This is a genomic window from Caballeronia sp. LjRoot31 (assembly GCF_964253885.1).
GTDB lineage: Bacteria > Pseudomonadota > Gammaproteobacteria > Burkholderiales > Burkholderiaceae > Caballeronia.
Window position 1 is genome coordinate 188,357 of sequence record NZ_CAXURX020000001.1, and the last position, 20,276, is coordinate 208,632.

19 protein-coding genes and 1 riboswitch are annotated in these 20,276 nt (G+C 59.6%); of the genes, 7 read left to right on the top strand and 12 right to left on the bottom strand.

The genetic code is table 11. The annotated features are described in order from the left end of the window. Nucleotides 1-2: 2 nt before the first annotated feature. Nucleotides 3-1,802 carry a bifunctional isocitrate dehydrogenase kinase/phosphatase gene (gene aceK / locus ACSQ8V_RS00830; RefSeq protein ID WP_436204622.1) on the bottom strand — a complete coding sequence of 600 codons (1,800 nt, stop codon included), beginning with the start codon at nucleotides 1,800-1,802 and terminating at the stop codon, nucleotides 3-5. A gap of 140 nt (nucleotides 1,803-1,942) precedes the next feature. Beyond that, nucleotides 1,943-2,407 (bottom strand): MerR family transcriptional regulator, encoded by a 465-nt coding sequence (locus ACSQ8V_RS00835; RefSeq protein WP_436180598.1) that lies wholly within the window; start codon nucleotides 2,405-2,407, stop codon nucleotides 1,943-1,945. Between the two features lie 110 nt (nucleotides 2,408-2,517). Between ACSQ8V_RS00835 and ACSQ8V_RS00840 the strand changes: the two genes are divergently transcribed. Continuing rightward, entirely contained in the window at nucleotides 2,518-3,597 is a 1,080-nt protein-coding gene (locus ACSQ8V_RS00840) for an MBL fold metallo-hydrolase (protein WP_436204623.1), read from the top strand. A 51-nt stretch (nucleotides 3,598-3,648) separates the two neighbouring features. Here ACSQ8V_RS00840 and ACSQ8V_RS00845 read toward each other — a convergent pair whose 3' ends face one another. Continuing rightward, complete coding sequence (locus ACSQ8V_RS00845; RefSeq protein ID WP_436204624.1) at nucleotides 3,649-5,235, bottom strand: ABC transporter substrate-binding protein; 1,587 nt, start codon at nucleotides 5,233-5,235, stop codon at nucleotides 3,649-3,651. A gap of 247 nt (nucleotides 5,236-5,482) precedes the next feature. After that, nucleotides 5,483-5,660, top strand: a riboswitch (yybP-ykoY riboswitch). Nucleotides 5,661-5,796: 136 nt separating this feature from the next. Here ACSQ8V_RS00845 and ACSQ8V_RS00850 point away from each other — a divergent pair. After that, complete coding sequence (locus ACSQ8V_RS00850) at nucleotides 5,797-6,807, top strand: sodium:calcium antiporter (protein WP_213764667.1); 1,011 nt, start codon at nucleotides 5,797-5,799, stop codon at nucleotides 6,805-6,807. 142 nt (nucleotides 6,808-6,949) lie between these two features. Here ACSQ8V_RS00850 and fliT read toward each other — a convergent pair whose 3' ends face one another. From fliT to ACSQ8V_RS00865, 3 genes are all read right to left on the bottom strand, one after another. Then, nucleotides 6,950-7,249: a flagellar protein FliT gene (fliT, locus tag ACSQ8V_RS00855; protein ID WP_213764668.1), complete on the bottom strand. Its 300-nt coding sequence runs from the start codon at nucleotides 7,247-7,249 to the stop codon at nucleotides 6,950-6,952. A 21-nt stretch (nucleotides 7,250-7,270) separates the two neighbouring features. After that, nucleotides 7,271-8,851 (bottom strand): flagellar filament capping protein FliD, encoded by a 1,581-nt coding sequence (gene fliD / locus ACSQ8V_RS00860; protein WP_436204625.1) that lies wholly within the window; start codon nucleotides 8,849-8,851, stop codon nucleotides 7,271-7,273. A gap of 139 nt (nucleotides 8,852-8,990) precedes the next feature. Continuing rightward, a complete protein-coding gene (locus ACSQ8V_RS00865) occupies nucleotides 8,991-10,490 on the bottom strand; it encodes a flagellin (protein WP_436204626.1) in 1,500 nt (499 codons plus the stop codon). 248 nt (nucleotides 10,491-10,738) lie between these two features. On the opposite strand from ACSQ8V_RS00865, the gene ACSQ8V_RS00870 reads away from it, so the two are divergent. Together ACSQ8V_RS00870 and rpsU are read left to right on the top strand one after the other, a co-directional pair. Continuing rightward, complete coding sequence (locus ACSQ8V_RS00870; RefSeq protein ID WP_436204627.1) at nucleotides 10,739-11,686, top strand: aldo/keto reductase; 948 nt, start codon at nucleotides 10,739-10,741, stop codon at nucleotides 11,684-11,686. 352 nt (nucleotides 11,687-12,038) lie between these two features. Beyond that, entirely contained in the window at nucleotides 12,039-12,251 is a 213-nt protein-coding gene (gene rpsU, locus ACSQ8V_RS00875) for a 30S ribosomal protein S21 (RefSeq protein WP_031357080.1), read from the top strand. Nucleotides 12,252-12,489: 238 nt separating this feature from the next. On the opposite strand, the gene ACSQ8V_RS00880 is transcribed toward rpsU, so the two are convergent. From ACSQ8V_RS00880 to ACSQ8V_RS00890, 3 genes are all read right to left on the bottom strand, one after another. Beyond that, on the bottom strand, nucleotides 12,490-12,849 hold the full coding sequence (locus ACSQ8V_RS00880; protein ID WP_213764672.1) for a hypothetical protein: 360 nt from the start codon (nucleotides 12,847-12,849) through the stop codon (nucleotides 12,490-12,492). 162 nt (nucleotides 12,850-13,011) lie between these two features. Further along, nucleotides 13,012-13,437 (bottom strand): hypothetical protein, encoded by a 426-nt coding sequence (locus tag ACSQ8V_RS00885; RefSeq protein WP_436180605.1) that lies wholly within the window; start codon nucleotides 13,435-13,437, stop codon nucleotides 13,012-13,014. 479 nt (nucleotides 13,438-13,916) lie between these two features. Continuing rightward, the gene (locus ACSQ8V_RS00890) at nucleotides 13,917-14,558 is read right to left on the bottom strand and encodes a DNA-3-methyladenine glycosylase I (protein WP_436204628.1); all 642 of its coding nucleotides are present in this window, start codon (nucleotides 14,556-14,558) and stop codon (nucleotides 13,917-13,919) included. 317 nt (nucleotides 14,559-14,875) lie between these two features. Here ACSQ8V_RS00890 and ACSQ8V_RS00895 point away from each other — a divergent pair, with 317 nt between their 5' ends. Together ACSQ8V_RS00895 and ACSQ8V_RS00900 are read left to right on the top strand one after the other, a co-directional pair. Then, nucleotides 14,876-15,778, top strand: a complete 903-nt coding sequence (locus tag ACSQ8V_RS00895; protein WP_436204629.1) for a BadF/BadG/BcrA/BcrD ATPase family protein — start codon at nucleotides 14,876-14,878, stop codon at nucleotides 15,776-15,778. Nucleotides 15,779-15,817: 39 nt separating this feature from the next. Continuing rightward, nucleotides 15,818-16,654 carry a Cof-type HAD-IIB family hydrolase gene (locus ACSQ8V_RS00900; RefSeq protein ID WP_436204630.1) on the top strand — a complete coding sequence of 279 codons (837 nt, stop codon included), beginning with the start codon at nucleotides 15,818-15,820 and terminating at the stop codon, nucleotides 16,652-16,654. Nucleotides 16,655-16,816: 162 nt separating this feature from the next. Here ACSQ8V_RS00900 and ACSQ8V_RS00905 read toward each other — a convergent pair whose 3' ends face one another. Further along, nucleotides 16,817-17,101, bottom strand: coding sequence for a PXPV repeat protein (locus ACSQ8V_RS00905; RefSeq protein ID WP_213764677.1), 285 nt, complete (start codon nucleotides 17,099-17,101; stop codon nucleotides 16,817-16,819). A gap of 349 nt (nucleotides 17,102-17,450) precedes the next feature. Continuing rightward, the gene (aqpZ, locus tag ACSQ8V_RS00910) at nucleotides 17,451-18,170 is read right to left on the bottom strand and encodes an aquaporin Z (protein WP_213764678.1); all 720 of its coding nucleotides are present in this window, start codon (nucleotides 18,168-18,170) and stop codon (nucleotides 17,451-17,453) included. A 293-nt stretch (nucleotides 18,171-18,463) separates the two neighbouring features. Here aqpZ and ACSQ8V_RS00915 point away from each other — a divergent pair, with 293 nt between their 5' ends. Beyond that, a complete protein-coding gene (locus ACSQ8V_RS00915) occupies nucleotides 18,464-18,769 on the top strand; it encodes an H-NS histone family protein (RefSeq protein ID WP_213764679.1) in 306 nt (101 codons plus the stop codon). Nucleotides 18,770-18,989: 220 nt separating this feature from the next. On the opposite strand, the gene ACSQ8V_RS00920 is transcribed toward ACSQ8V_RS00915, so the two are convergent. Then, the gene (locus tag ACSQ8V_RS00920; protein ID WP_436204631.1) at nucleotides 18,990-20,060 is read right to left on the bottom strand and encodes a glycosyltransferase family 4 protein; all 1,071 of its coding nucleotides are present in this window, start codon (nucleotides 20,058-20,060) and stop codon (nucleotides 18,990-18,992) included. Nucleotides 20,061-20,276 lie beyond the last annotated feature (216 nt).

Here is a 20,276-nt window from a genome sequence, read left to right on the forward strand (position 1 = left end):
TTTCATGCGGCGCGTGCTGCGGGTGCGCCGTCCAGAAAACGCTCAGGATAACGAACGCAAAAACGGACGCTGCGTTCATACGGGAAGAAGTCGGCGAGTTCGCCGTTAAGGATCTGTTCCTTATGCTTTTGCCAGAGAGCGGGGTCGAAGAAATCGGCGTGATGTTTCATGAACACGTCGCGCACGCGCGGGTCGCCGAGCAGGAATGTGTCGTAGGTTTCGGGGAAGATGTCATGCGGCCCGACGGTGTACCACGGCTCGCCCGACATCTCGTCTTCCTCATTGCGCGCTTGCGGCACTCGGCGCACATTGCAGTCGGTCAGGTACTCAATTTCGTCGTAGTCGTAGAACACCACGCGGCCGTGGCGCGTGACGCCGAAATTCTTGTAGAGCATGTCGCCGGGGAAGATGTTCGCCTGGATCAGTTCCTTGATCGCGTCGCCATATTCCTTGATGCCGTGCTCGATCTCCGACAGCGTGCCGTTCTGCAAATACAGGTTCAACGGCGTCATGCGGCGCTCGATGTACAGATGCCTGATCACGAGGTTATCGCCTTCGTATTCGATCATTGAAGGGACCTCTTTGGTGAGCTCTTTCAGCAGCGCATCGTCGAGGCGCGACAGCGGCAACGCGACGCTGGAATATTCGAGCGTATCGGCCATGCGTCCGAGCCGGTCATGGCGTTTGACGAGCTGATATTTGTCCTGGATCTTCTTGCGTGTGGTTTCCTTCGGCGGTGGGAAGGTGTCCTTGATCAGCTTGAACACATATGGAAACGAAGGCAGCGTGAACACCAGCATCACAAGCCCCTTGATGCCGGGCGCGATGACGAATTTATCGCTGGAATGCGACAGGTGATGCAACAAGTCGCGATAAAACAGGTTCTTGCCTTGCTTCTGCAATCCCACCGACGTATAGATTTCCGCCTTCGGTTTGCCCGGCATGATCGAGCGCAGGAACTGCACGTACGCCGACGGCACTTCCATATCCACGAGGAAGTACGAATGCGAGAAGCTGAAGATGATTAGCAGTTGTTCGCGCTGCAGCAGGACCGTATCGAGCGCGAGCAGGCCGGGTAATGCGTGACGCACGGGCACGGCGAAAGGCACCACGAGATCACCGTTGATGATCCGGCCCACTATGTACGCCGCCTTGTTGCGAAAGAACAGCGACGACAGCACGTGAATCTGAAAGTTAGGCGCAGCCTTGAACTCGCCGAACGCTTCGGTAATGGCTTGCATCACGCATTGAACGTCGCGCTGCAAATCCTCGAACGGCGGCTCAAGCTGGAAGTTCGTCACGATCCGCTCCAGCGTCGCGGCGAGCCCGTCTTTACTCGGGTAATACGCGCGATAGGTCGGCTTGGCCGCGAGTTCGTCGTTCTCGATGTACTCCGTCGAAATAGCCGGCCGCACGAAAATAAAGTCGTTGTTGAAGTACGAGCGATGCAGGATCTTGCAGCACACTGAATTGAAGAACGTTTCCGCGCACTCGGGTTGCCGGTGCGACGTCAGCAAGCCGATGTAATGCAACTTGATCTGCTGCCAGATTTCATCGTCTATGTGCTCGGCGTCGTACTCGTCTTCCAGACGCATCACGCACTCTTCCACCCGATCGTCGTACGAGGTGATGCGCTCACGCGCGAGCCGCTGCAGCGCGTGCCAGTCGCCGGCCTCGAATAGCCCCTTCGCCGCGATGGCCGCATCGCGAAACACGCGATAGTGACGGTCGAAGCCTTCGAGCAGCGTTTCCGCGACATCGAAGCCAATCTGCGACGACAGTAACTTGGGAAAGTGGTTCATATCGACCCTGCACTTCGTGTGGTGTCGCGTGACGTGGTGACGTTATCTATAAGTGTCAGACCGGGCTTTGAATCCGGCCGACATTGTATCGCCGGACGTTTTTGGTTCGTGAGCGAAGGCAGTCCTTGCCTGTTACGAACTCACGGCACCTTCGCGCTTTTCTTCCCGCTTGTATCCGCGGATTCAGTCGCCATTGCCGCCTTGCGCGTGCGTTTTTCAGCGTTCGTTGAAAGCAGTGCACGCCCTTGCGCTTCGTACACGGCGAGCTCGGCGAGCGTTGCGTTCAGGTCGTCCAGTTGCCGCTCCAAAACTGCACGATGCGCCGCGATGGTGTCGAGAAACGCATGCAACTGGGTGTCGGTCCCGGTCGGTGAATCATAGAGATCGAGCAGCCTCCTCACCTCCAGCAACGTGAACCCAAGCCGCTTGCCGCGCAGCGTCAGCTTGAGCCGCGTGCGCTCGCGCGCCGAATATACGCGGCGCATGCCGTTCGTTCCTTCGCGCGCCGGCGTGAGCAACCCCTGGTTCTCATAGAACCGGATCGCGCGCGGCGTGATCTCGAATTCGCGTGCCAGTTCGGTGATGGTGTAGCGCGTGTCTGTCATTGAAATTACAAGGTTCCCAGCGCTTTTCTGAAGTCGACGTTAAAATGCAGGTTAACGTTAGCGTCAACTTGGCGGCAATGCAACCACTGACAACCCGGAGAGCCGACCGCATGAACCCGCTCGAACAGCAACTCGATTACGTTTTCGCAGACCGTCTTCCTGAGAGCGGCCACGCGATGGAAGTCACGCCCGGCGTGTTCTGGGTGCGCATGCCGTTGCCGTTTGCGCTCGATCACATCAATCTATGGGTTATGCGTGACGAGATCGACGGCGTGGCGGGCTGGACCATTATCGATTGCGGCATTTCAGACGAAACGATCCGGGCGAACTGGGAGCGCACCTTCGACACGCTGCTCGACGGCCTGCCGGTGCTGCGCGTGCTTGTCACGCATTGCCACCCAGACCACCTCGGTCTTGCAGACTGGATCTGCAATGGCGGCGAGAAGAAACGATGGGACCCGGTCAGGCTCTGGATGTCGCTAGGCGAGTACGCCATGGGCCGCGTGATGTCGGCCGGCGATGGCTCCGACGCGGGCGGCGAGCGCGCCGCGCGGCACTTCTCCCGGCATGGGATGACGGACCCGGCATCGCTCGAAGCGCTGCGCAAGCGCGATACGTATTACCCGAAGCTCGTGCCATCTATTCCGCCGGTTTATCGTCGCCTGCGGGATGGTGACAAGGTCAAGATTGGCGGCCGTGAGTGGGAAGTGGTGACAGGGTTCGGCCATTCCCCTGAACATTGCGCGTTCTTCTGCGCTCAGACGAAGGTGCTGATTTCCGGCGACATGGTGCTGCCGCGCATCTCGACTAACGTCTCGGTGTTTGCTATTGAACCGGAGGGCAATCCGCTCGCGCTGTTCCTCGGTTCACTGGGCCGCTACGAATCTCTTCCCGCCGATACCCTCGTGCTCCCTTCGCATGGCAAGCCGTTTCGGGGCATGCATACGCGCATCGGGCAGCTTCGGGATCATCACGCTGCGCGGCTGCAGGAAGTGCGCGAGGCCTGCGCGATCAAACCGCAAAGCGCCGCTGACATTGTCCCGCTCATGTTCAAGCGTCCGCTCGATGTACACCAGATGACATTCGCACTCGGCGAAGCGCTGGCGCATTTGCATTTGCTCTGGCTTGCGGGCGAACTCGTTCGTCATACCCATGATGAAGACGGCGTGATCCGTTTCTCGCCCAAGTAAAAAAAGCCGGGCGTTTGCGCGCCCGGCTTCTTCAGTGAATCAAGGCAACGACTATTGAACCACGACGGTAGCGAAGTTCTGCCGTCCGAACGGACTCACTCGATATCCGCTGACATTGCCGCGCGTGATTGCCGACGCGGTCGGATAGCCAAGCGGAATCCACAGCGCCTGGTCATGGATAATCTGTTGCGCTTCGGTATAAGCCTTGGTTCGCTTGCCTATATCTGCGGTTGCCTTGCCTTCATCGATTAACCGGTCGAGCGTTGGATCGCAGAAGCGCGCGAAGTTGATACCCGAGCGCACTGCGGCGCAGCTAAATAGCGGCGATAGATAGTTATCCGGATCACCGTTGTCGCCGGCCCAGCCCATGAACAACATGTCGTGCTGACCCTGCTTCGCTTCCTTGATCAGCTCACCCCATTCGATTATTTTTACCTGGGCCTTCACGCCGATCTTCGCCAGATCCGCCTGCAGCAACTCGGCGCCCACCTTCGGATTCGGGTTCAGCACGCTGCCGTTCGGACGCACCCAGATTGTCGTGTCGAAACCATTTGGGAAGCCTGCGTCGGCGAGCAGCTTCTTCGCGCGATCGACTGAATACGGATACGGCGTGATTTGCTTGTCATAGCTCCACGTGTTAGGCGGGTACGGATTCACAGCGGGCGTGGCCGTGTTTTCGAAGACGGTCTTCAGGTACGTCGTACGATCAAAGGCGATGTTCAACGCCTGACGCACCTTGGGGTTATCGAGCGGCTTTTTCTGTGTGTTCAATGCGACGAACGCCGTCATGAACGCCGGCGTCTCGACCACTTTCAATGAACTGTCCTTCTGCGCGTCGAGTACGTCCTGCGGTTTCGGCGACAACGCGATCTGGCATTCACCGGCCTTGATTTTCTGCGCGCGCACGGACGCGTCGGGCGTGATGGCGTAGATCAGCCGGTCCACTTTAGGCTTCGCTCCCCAGTACGTCGGGTTGACGTCGTAACGGATCACGGCGTCTTTCGTGTAGCTCTTCAGCACGAACGGACCGGTGCCGATCGGCTTCGCGTTCAGGTCGGTTTCGTGGCCGGCCTTGAGCAACTGGCCGGCATATTCGGCCGAATAGATCGATGCAAAGCCCATGGTGAGGATGGGCACGAAGGTCGCGTTCGGCGTGTTGAGCTCGAACTTGACCGTGTTGTCATCGACTTTGGAGACGGACTTGATCAGCTTGACCAGACCCATGGACTGCGCGTGCGGGAAGCCGCTCGCACCCGCCACCTTGTGCCACGGATTGCTGTCGGAGAGCATGCGGTCAAAGGAGAACACCACGTCGTCGGCGCTCAGTTTTCTCGACGGCGTGAAGTAGTCCGTAGTCTGGAACGCCACGTTCGGCCGCAGATGAAACGTGTAGGTCAGGCCGTCGGGACTCACGTCCCATTTCTCGGCGAGCGCGGGCGTGACCTTTTTCGCGACTTCATCGTAGGAGACTAGCGTGTTGAAGATCACATCCGCCGATGCGTTGGTCGTCACCAGCGAATTGAATTGCACGACGTCGAAGCCATCCGGGCTCGACTCGGTGCACACAGTGAGCGGTTTCGCGATCGCGAGCACCGGCGCGATGGCCAGTACAGCGGCTGCGAGCATTCTGAAGCGCATGGGATCTCCCGTTACGAACGTGGTCGTCAGTGTTAGTTAGTCAGTCAGACGTTTCTTGTTTGGCAGTTGCAGCTTATTGTACGGTGGGCTTCGTCGGACGCGCCCGTGCAACGAATGGGCCTGCGGGGCCGTAGCTTACTGAACCGTTATTTCCGCTACAACGACCGATTCGGGATGTGCATATGGGCTTGTGACAGTTTTTTGAACATCCCGGCGGCCGGTTGCCTAATCCACCGACGCACGCTAAACTCGTGGCCGTCTTTGGGGAGTAGCCTTCCTTCCGCAATGGGAGGAGGACGCGTCAACATACTCGGCTTGTTAGCCGTGGCGCGTTCGACCGGTCAGGTTTGGCGAGACCATGGGTGCATCTTGTCGTTCACGGTCGGACGGCGCGGGATTGCACCCTGGTTCGCTGACGTCCGACCGTGAAATCATCGTGTCTCCAAAACAAAAACACCCTACATCCGCCCCAGGCCATATCTCGAGTTCGCCGGTTTCTCCGCCGTTGTTCTGCCACTCCCATTGCGTCACCTGCTCGCCGGCTTCATCGCGAGGTGCCGCATGACGCTGCTTTTCCTGCAACTCGCGCTGATGCTCGTGGTGATCCTGGCGGCATCGGAACTCTTCACCAACGCGCTCGAACATCTCGGCGAAAAGCTCGGCATCTCCGAAGGGGTCACCGGTTCGCTGTTCGCGGCTATCGGCACGGCGCTGCCGGAAACCACCGTGCCGATCATCGCGTTGATGGGCGGCACGGCCAGCCGCGCGGTGAACGAGGAGATCGGCGTGGGCGCGATCCTCGGCGCGCCATTGATGCTGGCGACCTTGTCGACGTGCCTGATGGCCGTCGCCGTGCTCAAGACGCGGGGCCTCAAAGGGATCGTTGCGCCCGAACATAGCGGCTTCACCCGCGATCTCAACTTTTTCCTCTGTGCTTTCCTGATCGCGGCGGCCGCCATGTTCGTGCCGCATCACGCATGGCAAGTGCGCGCGCTGTTTGCCGCGGGACTGGTCGGCGTGTATGTCACGTATGTGGTGACGACGTTCCGTGCGTCCGCCAGTCTTGTCGAAAAGGGCCACGGCACCGAGGCGCCCGAGCGGCTGCTGATCTCGCGCTTCGGGTTGCCCACCTCGCTTGCGAGCATCGTCTTGCAGATGATTCTGGGCGTGGTGTTGCTGGTTGGCGGTGCGAAGGGGTTTATCGCCGGCGTGGAAGGGGTCTCGCGGGTGCTGGGGATATCGGCGTTGCTGCTCTCGCTGATCATCATTCCGATCGCAACCGAACTGCCCGAGAAGGTCAACAGCATCATCTGGGCGCGGCGCGGCAAGGATACGCTGGCGTTCGGCAACATCACCGGCGCAATGGTGTTCCAGGGGACGCTGCTGCCCGGTATCGGCATCATGCTGACGCCGTGGGAGCCGCGCGTGGAGGTGATGACGGGCGTTTTTATCACGCTCGCGGCGGCTGCGTGGCTGCGTTTCAACGCGAAGAAGGGCGGGGTCGTGCTGTGGGCGCTGCTGGTGAACGGCGGGCTTTACGCGCTGTATCTGGCGCTGACGCTGGGGCGCTAGCCCATAAGAAAACACCCCGGAAGCACGTACGTGCCCGGGGTGTTGAAGTGGCCAAAGCGCTGAGCGCTTAGTTCTTATTGTTGTCTTTTCAGAGTCAGAGGAAGATTAAGGCGGCTTACCGGCCTCGGCCTCGCTCTCCCCATCAGAACCTGGCGGCCTGGTGATACTTGCTGGCCGCCTTGACCTTGTTCATCGCCGAACTGTATTCGATCTGCAATTCCGATTGCGTTGTCTTCGCGTCGGCGGCAATGGCGGCATCGATTGCCTGGATCCGCTTGATCACGTCCATGGCCGTGGCGTCCTGTTCCGGCGTCAACTCCATGAAAAGCGGTGTCCGCTCCTCGGTCAGGCTGGCCGCTTCCTGCCAGTCCGCCATGGCTGCCGCATGCTGGATCGCGAGCGTCAACTCAAGCAGGCGGTCGATCAGACTGTTCTGTTCCATGTCGATTTATCCTTGCCCCAATCAGCTGTTGTTGGCCGATGCCAGCGCACCCGCGCTATCGGCGCCGCCGAACAGTTGCGTCAGGTATTGCGAGTTGTTGTTCATCGTCGCCATCAGCGTATTGAGCGCCGTGAACTGCGCCTGGTACTGGCTGGTGAGCTGCGCCGTGTAGGCGGTCAAGGTGGTTTGCTGCGTCGCGATGCTCGCAAGGTCCGTGTTTACCGCTGCCTGGCTGTTCGAAATCAGGCCGCCCGTGGCCAGAAACGAGTTCAGGCTGGTCGTCATCTGTGCGGCCACGCCGGTCGTCTGATTGAATAGAGCCGCAACCCCGGACGGGTTGCTTTGGAGCGCGGCGGCGAGCTTGGTGGAATCGATCACCAGTGAGCCCGCTGGCTGCGTCGCGGTGGCTTGTCCCTGTAGCGTGATCCCGATCGCTCCCAGCGAGATGGTCGAATTGCCGTTCGGCACGCCGCTGTCGATAATGCCCGCCAGCGTGTTCTGGATGGTCGTAAGCATTGGGTTGGTGGCCAACGCGCCGCCTTGCGTGCTCGCTGCCGCCGAGTTGTCGTTGCCCACCTGGCCGTAGGTGGTGACAAGCGTGTTGTAGAGACTGACGAAGCTGTTGATCGCGGTGGATGCCGACGAAGTGTTTTGTGCCACGGTCAGCGTCTGCGGCGTGCCGGGCGGCGTACCGATTGCGGCAGCGGTGAGGTTCAGCGTGACACCCTGGAGTGCCGTGGTCACCGTGTTGCTGGAACTGGTTGCTGCGGTCCCGTCGATCGAGAACGCGGCGTCTTGTGCGGACGCGGTTTGCGTCCACGCGCCCGCGCTCGTGTTCACCGCCGACGTGAATGTCGATGCAGCCCCGCTGGTGCCGGGCGTGGACGTGACGCCGAGGCTGGACAGGCCGGCATCGCCCGCCACGCCGGTTACTGCAACATTGATCGTGTTCGATGCGCCCGTAGCCGTCGATCGCAGGACCAGGTGTGCGCCGTCCGTGCCGGTGACGACCGTGGCCGTGACGCCGGGATTATTTGCCGAGGAGTTGATGGCGCTGGCAATGCCGCTCACCGTGTTGTCCGTCGACGTGATGGCGACGCTCATCGACTTGCCGCCGACCGAGATATTCATCGTGCCGGTGCCGAGCGCCGTCGTGCTGCCGAACGCGGCCGACGAGAGTGTTTGCGCGCTGGCAATTTGCGTGACCGCGACAGAATAGGAGCCTGCCGACGCGGTGGTGTCGGCGGATGCCGTCAGTCCGGTACCGTCCGCCGTCGCCGTGAACTGGCCCAGGGCGCTGCCGTTGGATAGCGAAGCAATGCCGGCCTGCAACGCGCCGAGCGCCGCCTGCAACGCGCCGATGGCCGAAAGTTGGGTGTTGTCGTTCGTCTGTTGTGCGGAGAGCGTGCCGGTTTGGCCTGCCACCTTTGCATTGACGAGGCTCGTGACCAGCGACGAGACATCCAGCGACGAATTGCCCGTGGAACCGCTGATGATGGATTGCGCGGCGGCCGCTTCGGCTGCGGCGGACGCCGCGGCGGTGGCGGCTGCTGTGGCCGCGGCCGAGCCGGCCGAGCCGGAGGCGCTGGGAATCGTCGACATTGAGATGCTCCGTACGTCGGTTTTGCTTTCGAGCCTGAATGATAAACGTTTGTAAAACGTGTAGGGGAGGCAGGCCTCCCCGGAAAACGGATTGGGCAGACGCGTCTTGCGACGCGCCTGCCGTTACTACTTAAGGCTATTACTGGAGAAGCTTCAGAACTTGCTGCGGCAACGAGTTAGCTTGTGCCAGCACCGAGATACCGGCTTGTTGCAGCACTTGAGCCTTGCTCAGGTTAGCCGTTTCCTGTGCGAAGTCGGCGTCCGTGATTTGCGACTGAGCACCGGACAAGTCGGTCGACTGCGATTGCTGCGCCGCGGACAGCGACGTGAAACGGTTTTGAGCCGCACCCAGGGTTGCCTGGATGTTGTTGACCGTTGCGAGCGCGTTGTCGATCGATTCCATTGCAGCGTTCGCGCCGTTCGTCGTGCTGACGTTGATGTTGGCAACCGTCGGGGGTGCATTGTTAGAATTCACCGCCGAGATACCTGCCACTGCGGCGCTCGGGTTCGCACCGCCGGAGAAGCCCGCGACACTCGACAACGCACCGGTGAACCCCAAAATGCCGCCAACCGTCGCTGTTGCGCCAGTTTGGGTGAACAGAGCTGCCACGGCAGGCGCGCCAAGTGCGGCCCCGTTCTGGTCGGTGAACGTGAAATTGCCGGTCCCATCGGTCTTGACGGTAATCGCTGTGATAGACGCACCGGTCGTGATTGCTGCGCCGTTCGCGTCTAAACTCAGCCCACTAATTGTTCCAAGCGTAAGACCAGCAGCGCCCGGAGCGGCCGTGCTTTTCGCAGCGTTCGCTGCGTTCAACGCCGTCAGCGCCGTGCCCGCAGTGGCCAGTGAGGCAGCCTGCGTTGCGGCACCCGAAAGGGCACCTTGCGGGACCAGGGTCAACGCCGTGCCGGTACCGGTGGTGCCACTGAGCGCACCGAACAGAGCGGTGGAAACTGAGCCAGACAGTGTCTGGTTGTTCTGGTCGGTGAACGTGAAGCCGCCCTTACCGTCTGCGAGAACGTTAATCGTCGTGATCGCCGGCGTCGCCCCTGCGGCAGCTGCGGCGCCAGTGCTATCCAGAGACAGACCGGAGAGCGAGCCCAGCGTTGCGCCTGATGCCGGAAGTCCCGTACCGAGTTGCGCTGCGGACACGCCATTGCTCAGATTCAGGCTGATCGTTTGACCGACGTTCGCGCCGATCTGGAAGCTGACATTACCCGCAGAGCCGTCCAGCACGTTCTTGCCGTTGTAGTTCGTTTGCGAAGCCACGCGGCTTACTTCAGCGATCTGCTGCGCCACTTCCTGTTGCAGTGCCGCCTGGTCGCTTGCCGACAGCGAGCCGCTCGATGCCTGCACCGCCAACGTACGAATGGTTTGCAAGCTCGACGTGATCTGCGCCAGACCGCTCGATGCCGTTTGGATCATCGAAACGCCGTCGTTCGCGTTCGACACGCCTTGATTCAGGCCGTTGATCTGCGTTTGCATGCGGTTCGAGATCGCCAGACCTGCTGCATCGTCTGCCGCGCTGTTGATGCGCTTGCCCGACGACAGACGCGTAATAGCTTGCGACAGTGCGCTTTGCGACGTGTTCAAGTTTTGCTGAGCGACCAGCGAGTTAAGATTGCTATTGATGCTAAGCATTTGGATTTCTCCTGAAAGAACTAAAAGGGCTGTTTTTGGCTACTGCACGGTCCTGTTGCATGGCGGTTCCGAGTGATGTAGCCGGCCGCCTACATGGGTTAGCGGCGCGTGAAAAAAAAACTTGAGGACTTAGGTAAGGATTTGTAGGGGGAATAGCAGTCGGTGCGCAGCCTGCGAGTAAAAGGATTCGCGGGTATTCTTTTTCGATCAGTTATTTCGTGTTTGCCTACAACAACCCGGGAGCAACCATGCAGCACCGCACTATCGGTAAGTCGGAACTCAAAGTCGCGCCGCTTGTTTTCGGCGGAAATGTATTCGGCTGGACCGCCGACGAACGGACATCGTTCTCCATCCTCGACGCCTTCGTCGACCACGGTCTTAATTTCATCGATACCGCCGACGTCTATTCCGCCTGGGTCGACGGCCACCAGGGCGGTGAGTCGGAGACGATCATCGGCAAGTGGCTCAAGGAAAGCGGCAAGCGCGACAAGGTCGTGCTGGCAACCAAGGTCGGTATGCTGAGCACGCGGACGGGGCTCTCTGCGGCGAATATCGAGGCTGCCGTCAACGATTCGCTGAAACGCCTGAAGACGGATTACATCGACGTCTACTTTTCCCATCGAGACGACGATAAAACGCCGCTCCTGGACACGCTCGGCGCATATCAAAAGCTGATTACGGCGGGAAAAGTGCGCGTGATCGGTGCGTCGAATTACACCGGCGAAAGGCTGGAAGAGGCGCTGAAGATATCGGCGAAAGAGGGTATTGCGAGTTATCAGGTGCTTCAGCCTGAATACAATCTTTATGATCGCGCCGGCTACGAGAATGACCTGGAACCGGTTATCAAGGCGCACAAGATATCGGTTGTGACGTATTACAGCTTGGCGAGCGGTTTCCTGAGCGGAAAATATCGATCCAAAGCCGATACCGAAAACAGTGCGCGTGGCGCTAAAGTGTCGGGTTATCTGAACGACCGGGGCTTGAGGATTGTTAATGCGCTGGTTAAAGTGTCGGATCGCCATGACACGGAGCCGGCGGCAATCGCGCTGGCGTGGCTGATCGCGCGGCCGGGCGTAACGGCGCCGATCGCGAGCGCGACATCGGTCAAGCAACTCGAGACCCTTGCCCACGCGACCCGCATTACTTTGGCGCCCGAAGACGTCGCACTCCTCGACGAAGCCAGCAATCCGGACTGAAGCCGGCAAAAAGCATGCGCGATCATGGGCTTGCAACCCGCAAATGGGTGTTGCGGGGTTGGCGACCGGGCGACGATCTGATAACATCTCGCCCGAATCGAGATTTTTGCCCGATGGCGCAGCTATTTTTAAGCGACGCCGGGCGGCCCGAAGTGCGCTGTTCCGTTTTCGACAGACTGCGCATGCCGTGATCGGCGGTGAAATCCCACCTCTCTCTTTTCCGGCCTCCGTGGCCGCTTTGCTCGTGTCCGCCGTTGTTTGGGTGGACGATCGGAGTGCCGGCGCGCGGCGTTGCCTTAGGTTGACGCTTCGCCGCGCAGTCAGAAAAACGTATCAGCGATTTAGGACATCCATGACCACTATTGTTTTGAAAGAAAACGAGCCGTTCGACGTTGCGATCCGTCGCTTTCGCCGAACCATCGAAAAGAACGGCCTGATCGCCGAACTTCGCGAACGTCAGTCGTACGAAAAGCCGACGACGGCACGCAAGCGCAAGAAGGCGGCAGCAGTCAGCCGTCTGCGTAAGCGTCTGCGCAGCCAGATGCTGCCCAAGAAGCTTCACTAAGTCTTGGCAGGTCGCAGCCTGATTGACCGGCTGCACCAGGCAAAACGGCGATGCCGCCCGCAAGGGTTGCATCGCCGTTTTGCTTGTCTGATTTGATTTGCTGGTTTTAAGTCCTGGGTTTACTTCGGCTCGCCGTGGTGGGACTTCTGTCTTCTACGCCTTGAGCGGATCTTCCTCGTTTTCGCATTTGCTCCGGCTTGGCAGGCCTTCGCCTAAGCCGGCGGGCGTTTATTCGCGCCTAGACAAACGCGTGCCGTTCGCCCACGCGCGCCAGGAGCTGGGGCCATTCGTCCACGTTGAAATCGTCGTGGACTTCCTCCAGTTCAATCAGCAACTCGACGATGTCCGGATCGTAGGCATTGACCTCCGACGCATACAGCGCGCGCAACAATGAGCCGTCCTTCGCATGCCGGTAGTACGAGATCCCAACGCCTTCGATCTCCGGTTGATACAACTCGTCGGCGATCAGCGAGCCGATCGCGCACTTGCGGCCATTGCCGCTGCGTAGCCGGCACGAACCATTTTCGTCTTCTGATACAGCCCGTTGCGTAAGCAGATGGTTGCTCACGCGCTCGTAGATGTCTCTCGCCGTTAACATTGCATTGCTCGTTGCTTTGACTGTTTCGTTGCTCGCCCGCGCGCCTATTTATTCGTTCGATATCGGCGCGGGCGCGGTTCGTTCGTGGGTCAGTGCGAGGGGAATCGTTTCGGCAGCATGACCGCCTCGCGGAGCCCCGCAAAACCCTGTCCAATTTCGCGCTCAGGCTGCCGACTTAAGTCGATCCGCCGACAAGTTGAACTGCCGCGCAATGGACGCAAATCGTTCACGCCATTCCCACTTGCCGAACACGTCGTGTACGTTTTGCAGGCAACTGAGCAGCTCGACGGTCGTCGGGTCGTAGACGTTGATATTCGAGCGTAAGAGCGCACGCTTCAGCGCAGTCACACCGACATCCATGTATGCCGGCACGGTTTCCGGCCCCTTGCCGACGTAGCGAATGGGCACGCCTTCCATGGCAGTCATGTAATCGCGGGCCTTGATGAAGCTGCCGACGGGACAACCGCCGCAATAACCGCGATATGCACCGCCGCCGCGGGGCAACAACGCTGCCTGGCCTTGGCCAAACAGGTGAAGCACGGCACGGTCGAAGATTTCCTGGTGTGTTAAGAAATTAAGGTTTTTCATTCTGGTTCTCCCCTGCACCGACAACTGCGGTGCTTCGTGGGTGTTCATCAACAGCGTTATCAGTATCGGACGCAGACTTCGTCGCCATAGCGCGGCCGACCACATAAAAACCGCGCCATTTCAGCGGTTTGCCTACTTGGCCGTGATCGTTCGCACGCTCTGAATACGCTTGGTAAGTGGTAAGAAGCGACAGCCGTTTCAGAGTCAACTGGCTCGCCGGAAAAAGCCGCTTACAACGTATTTATAGCGGTTCTTTCCGGTAAAAAAGTGGTGCTATGTGCGGTTGGCCGCAATTCTGACATGATGTCTGACTTCTTGCACAGAGGCGGAATCCCGTAAAGGCTTTGTAGTAAAGGCTTCAGAGCGTGATTCACCACGTAGATACGGCTATCGTCAGGATTTTCCCTGACGAGGGCTTAAACCGCGAAAAATGTTGCGAAAACGCAATGTGCGTATCGGAAATCGGTGGAGCAAATTACCTAATTTGTTTGGCGCCTGGCGGATTCTCGGCTGGGGACGGCTGCGCTGTTGCGGAACCGGCAGAAACAGGCGGCCTCATGGTCGTTGATCATGCCGGTTGCCTGCATGAACGCGTAGCAGATGGTTGTTCCAACAAACTTGCAGCCGTATTTCTTGAGCGCGCGGCTCATGGCGTCGGAGACTTCGTTGGAGGCGGGCCCCTGTGCATAAGTTGCGCGCGGGGTGTCAATGGGCGTATTGCCAACGAACGACCACACGAAATTCGCGAGCGAGCCGTGTTCCGCCTGGATGCGCTGCACCGCGCGAGCATTAGCGACGGCCGCCGAGATCTTCGCGCGATTGCGGATGATGCGGGCGTCGAGCAGCAATCGGGCTGCGTCGTCTTCGCTAAAGGCGGCCACCCGGTCTATGTCAAAGTTGTGGAACAGAGCCCGATAACCTTCACGCTTGTTCAAAATCGTCAACCATGACAGTCCGGCCTGCGCGCCTTCCAGCACGAGCATTTCGAACAGATGGCGATCGTCGTGGGACGCAACGCCCCATTCCTCGTCGTGATAGCGGGCGAGCGATTCGGTTGTCACCCAGCCGCAACGGTGCGGCTCGGTGTTGTCGTCTGGGCGGTTCTTCTTCGGGTTTGTCATGTCGGGTTCGGGGACTGCGGGGTTGGCGTTCGATCAGCATAGGCGGAAGGGCAGGGGCAGAACAGTCGGCCGATTGGCCTGGTTCTCGGGCGACTTGCCGCGCATGAACGTTTCCCGCGCGGCAAGACCGGTATGCGACGGCTCGCCGGACGCATAGGTATAACGAACGGCATAACGTCCAGTCCCAGTGGCAGTTGGCCCATGGGAGAAGGTTGCCCAATGGTTACCCGATACGCGGGTTGTCCTGCGGCGTTTCAGGCCGCATAGCCCGTTCGGCTGAGTGGCGGCGTGCCGGTCGTGCCGTTAAGCTTGCGGACATGACTACTTCAACTTACACACACAAATACCTGATCGGCGTCGACGGCGGCGGCAGCGGTACGCGCGTCGTCCTGGCGGACACGGAAGGCATCGAACTGGCACGTGCGACGGGCGGGCCGTCAGGCCTGGCGCTCGGTGTCGAGCGTGCGTGGGAGGCTATTGAAGCGGCGTGTTCGCGCGCGTTTGAAACAGCGGGCCTGCCGTTCGAGTGGAGCGCATGTGCGCTTGGCTGTGGCCTCGCCGGCGTGAATCACGCGGGTTGGCTGGCGGAGTTCCATGCCACCGCGCCGGATGGGTGCGCGCTTGCCGTCGAAAGCGACGCTTTCACTACGTTGCTCGGTGCGCATGGAGGCGAGCCGGGCGTGATCGTGGCGCTGGGAACGGGCAGTATCGCCGCGTCGCTGGATGCCAGCGGTCAGTTAACGATCACGGGTGGTTATGGTTTTCCGAGCGGCGACGAGGCAAGCGGAGCCTGGTTGGGCTTGCGGGCGGTCGTGCACCTGCAGCATGTGCTGGACGGCCGGGCACCCGCCGACGACTGGTCCGCGGCGTTGCTCGCGTGTACGGACGCGACTGATCGGGACAGCCTCGTCGTATGGCTGTGCGCGGCAAATCAAACGGGTTATGCAACGCTGGCGCCAACGGTTTTCGAACATGGAAAACATCCGTTCGCGGCTCGCCTGCTTGAGGAAGCGGGGCATGAGATCGAAAAAATGGTGTCTGCGCTGGACCCGGATCAGTCTCTGCCGGTCGCGTTGTGTGGCGGCTTGGCCGTACCACTGACGCCATTCGTTCCGGACGCGCTGCGCCGCCGCTTGCGCCTGCCCTTCGCGGACTCCGCTGCAGGCGCTCTGCAACTGGCGCGCCACGCTGCGAGCCGAAAATCGGCCCATGAGGGCTAAAATGCGAGGTTCCTAACGGCTTAAAGGAAAGTGCTTCCCATGTATTCCATCATCGCTACCGATCTCGACGGCACCTTGCTCAACAGCGACCATCAGGTCGACCCGTTCACCGTCGAAACGGTCCGCGAACTGGAAGCGCGCGGTGTGCGTTTCATCATCGCGACGGGGCGGCATTATCGCGATGTGGTCGGAATTCGGAAAGTGCTCGGCATTGACGCTTATCTGATCACGTCGAATGGCGCGCGCATTCACGCGCCGGACAACGAGCGTATTTACGCCCGCGACATTGCTCCGGCGGCGGTGCGCCGTCTGGCCCAACCTGATCTGGCGGGAAGCGAGCGCGTGATCGTGAATCTCTTCGCCGACGACGCCTGGCTGATCGACCGTCACGCACCCGAACTGCTGGCGTTCCATCAGGATTCGGGCTTTGACTACGACGTGATGGACCTGCGTAAGCACGACGGCGAGAACATTGCGAAGGTGCTGTATATCGGTGAGCCGGACGATCTCAAGGTGACTGCGGCGAATCTCGAACGCGAATTTGGCGATTCCATCTATGTCACTTATTCGATGCCGGATTGTCTCGAAGTGATGACGTCTGATGTCTCGAAGGGGCGGGCGTTGCAGTTTGTGCTGGACAGGCTTGATATCGACACAGCGCATTGTGTCGCTTTTGGCGACAACATGAACGACATCGATCTGCTCGAGACCGCGGGTCGGCCATTCATGATGAACAACGCGAATCCGGCGCTGATCAAACGCCTCCCGAATGTCCCGAGGACGGGCAACAACTTCGAGGCCGGCGTCGCGCATCAGTTGCGTGCCTTGTTCGGCATGACGGATGAACTCGCGGCGCCGGCTCGCGCTGTCGAATAAAGCGGCTAAGGCTGGAAGCGCGAGATTAGTCGAGGCAGTGCTCAATGCAGCGTTCGCCAGCGTCGTAGCCGTGCCCTTGACTCGTAGCAAAAAAGGGAACGCCTCGACCCGACGCTCCCTTTGCGCGAACGATTCTTGGCAAATCGCTACGCCAAGCGCAACTTATCCGCGCCGATTCCAGCCGTCACGACCGTAGCCGCCGTGATCCCAGCCGGTGCGGTTCCAATGTCCGCGGTCCGGTCCGCCCCAGCGGTCATCGCGATGGCCCCAGGCGGGCGGCGGAGCGCGATAAAACGGCGCAGGCTGGACATAAACCGGTCCAGGTTGTACATAGCCGGGCACGCCCAGCGACAGCCCAATAGAGAGATCCGTGTGCGCCTGCGCGGCGCCGACAGCGCCCATTGCCAGACCGGCGGCAACCAGCAAATGAGTGACGATGCGTTTCATGGTGTTCTCCTTTTAGGGCGACGCGTGTCGCATGACTCCAATCTACGCAATGGCTGTCTTACGAGTATCGACGAGTTGTTAGCGAATGAAAGTGTCGCGAAAGTTTCAAGTCCGGGTTCGTCTGCAGAGTAAATGTCCGCAAAGCCCTTTCAGCTATCCTTTGTCGGACGATTTCCCCGCCTCGCATAAGTAAATTGACGTTTAAAACCCTCTCGGGCCGTAAGCCGCCATTACATTTGTCGCGGATTATTCATATTGATCTGCTGTATCGACGCAATAAAAACGAATTGCACAATAAAAAGCCGGGCGTTCAGCGCCCGGCTTTTTATCGGTTTTCACCGTTTTTAATTCACGCTGCAGCAAGCGCCCGGTTCTTCGCACCGGTCAGCAACGGATAAACTACGCCCGCGATGATGGCGCCAATGATCGGAGCTACCCAGAACAGCCACAACTGGTCCAACGCTGCACCGCCCACGAACAACGCCGGGCCCGTGGAACGCGCCGGGTTAACCGACGTATTAGTGACCGGAATCGAGATCAGATGGATCAGTGTCAGGCACAGGCCAATGGCGATTGGCGCAAACCCGGCAGGTGCGCGGCTATCGGTGGCACCCAGGATGACGAACAGGAAGAAGAACGTCATCACGACTTCACACACGAGCGCCGCGATCATTGTGTAGTGACCGGGCGAGTGGTCGCCGTAACCGTTGGTGGCAAAGCCGCTGGCAACCAGATCGAAACCCGGCGCGCCGCTGGCGATCACCGACAACACGTACGCGCCGATCACGCCACCCACCACTTGGGCCGCAATGTACGGAACCAGATCGCGGACCGGGAAGCGTCCTGCAACCGTCAAACCGACGCTCACCGCCGGGTTCAAGTGGCAACCCGAAATGTGGCCGATGGCGTAGGCCATGGTGAGCACCGTCAGGCCGAACGCAAGCGCTACGCCCGCGAAGCCGATACCAAGTTGAGGGTAACCCGCGGCCAGCACTGCGCTGCCGCAGCCGCCCAGCACGAGCCAGAACGTACCAAACATTTCTGCGCCGAGGCGCTGTCCTAATCGCATGATTCGTAGTCCTAAAAATATATAAAAAACCGAAACAAACCCGACGCTTGTGATCACGAGTATTGGTACGGACCACCACGGCGGGTAAGCAGTGTAATCCGAGTCTCGGGACTAGTTGTCAACAATTGTTAAATCATCGGGAACTAAGGGATCTCTTATTAGGAATGCCCTATAGTTTCAAGATTCTTCTCATTTGCATTAGGATTTTTCGCAATTGGATGTTCAAACGTTGCATCTTTTAATCGATGCCGTTACGCTTCTCAATAATCGCAGGCTATTAGAAGGATTGGGAAATGTCGCAATACACCGAGCTCAAGGCGCAGATCGCCAAGCTTCAGGAACAGGCGGAGGAGGTACGCCGCGCAGAGCTGGAAGCAGTACTGGTGGATATCAGACGCAAGATCGTGGAATACGGGCTCACAGCCCAGGACCTGGGATTGTCGGTGGTCCGGCGAGGCCGGCCACCCAAGAAGGAGCCGCTGCCGCCGATCTATCAGGATCCCAAGTCCGGCAGCACATGGAGCGGCCGCGGCAAACCGCCGAAATGGATCGCGGGAAAGAATCGCGAGCGCTTCCTGATTAGTCAGGCGCACTCTTAAAGGAGTGCGGTGGGCGCATCGAATAGTGCAGACAAAAATAGAAGTAAATGCTGGCATGAATGAGCACAAAAAAATCCGCCCGAAAAGGCGGATTTTTTGTGCTTTGCGATAAACCGTTGAATAACGATGCAACCATCGTTTCCAGTCACGCGGGCGCCGCAATTCCAGGCTTTTCCGAGCGTCGCCCGGTCTCCGGGCGACTGACGGAGTTAGCCGGAATTTAGCCGATCGCCACTCGGCGCAATACCGGGCGCTTGGCTGCCTGCAACAACGCGGTATAGCTTTCGACATAGTTCAGCGCCATGGTCTTTGCACTGAAGCGGCGTTCGAACTGCGCACGAATTTCGGTACGTGAGAGTTCGCCCAGGCGCTGAAGTGCGCCGACCGCACCCTGCACGTCCTCGCAAATGAAGCCCGTCACGCCGTGGTCGACCACTTCCGGCACCGAGCCGCGATTGAACGCGATCACCGGCGTACCGCACGCCATGGCCTCGATCATTACCAAGCCGAACGGCTCTGACCAGTCGATCGGGAACAGCAACGCCTTGGCACCCGACAGGAACTCCGGCTTTTGCTGCTCGTTGATCTCGCCGACGAATTCCACGCTAGCCTTCGACTCCGCCAGCAACGGCTCGATCGTGCTCTTGAAGTATTCCTGGTCGACCTTGTCCACCTTGGCGGCGATCTTCAGCGGCAGACCGCTTTGAGCGGCGATCTTGATGGCGAGATCGGCGCGCTTTTCCGGGCAGATACGACCCAGGAACGCGAGGTATTCCGGCTTCTTGTGCGTCTGCGGCGTCAGCAGCTTTTCCGGCAGTCCGTGATAGATCGTGTTGAGCCACCCTGCTTGTGGAAGCGGTACGCGTTGTGAATCAGAGATCGAGATGACCGATGCATCAGGAAACGCGCTGAACACCGGTTGCAGTTCGGGCAGATCCAGCCGGCCATGGAGGGTGGTCAAAAACGGCGTGTCCATTTGCGAGAACAGCGAGAACGGCATGTAGTCGAGGTGGAAGTGCAGCACGTCGAATTCATGCGCCCGGCGCCGTACGTTCTCCAGCAGCAGCGCGTGCGGTGCATTCCAGTCGCGGATGGACGGATCAAGGCGCAACGCGCGCGGCCAGGCGGCTTCCAGCTTCGCCTTGGTCTGCGAGTCGCCGCTTGCGAACAGCGTCACGTCATGGCCGAGATCAACCAGCGCGTCGGTCAGATACGACACGACGCGCTCAGTGCCGCCGTAGAACTTCGGGGGGACCGCTTCGTGCAGCGGTGCAATTTGTGCGATACGCATAACGTGACTCTCCTGTTCGTGTGGGCTTCGACGCGCAGTCTCCAAAACGAAACGAAAACCGGTGAAGCCTTGCGGACGGGCCAGCGCCAATGCTGCCGCCCCTGAAAATAAGACCCGGATGAATCGGGTTATCCCTTACGACCCATTATCAAGATGACTCTCCGTATCAACGAGTCATTTTTCAAACGCTTAACCTTGTTACAGGCCGACACACCG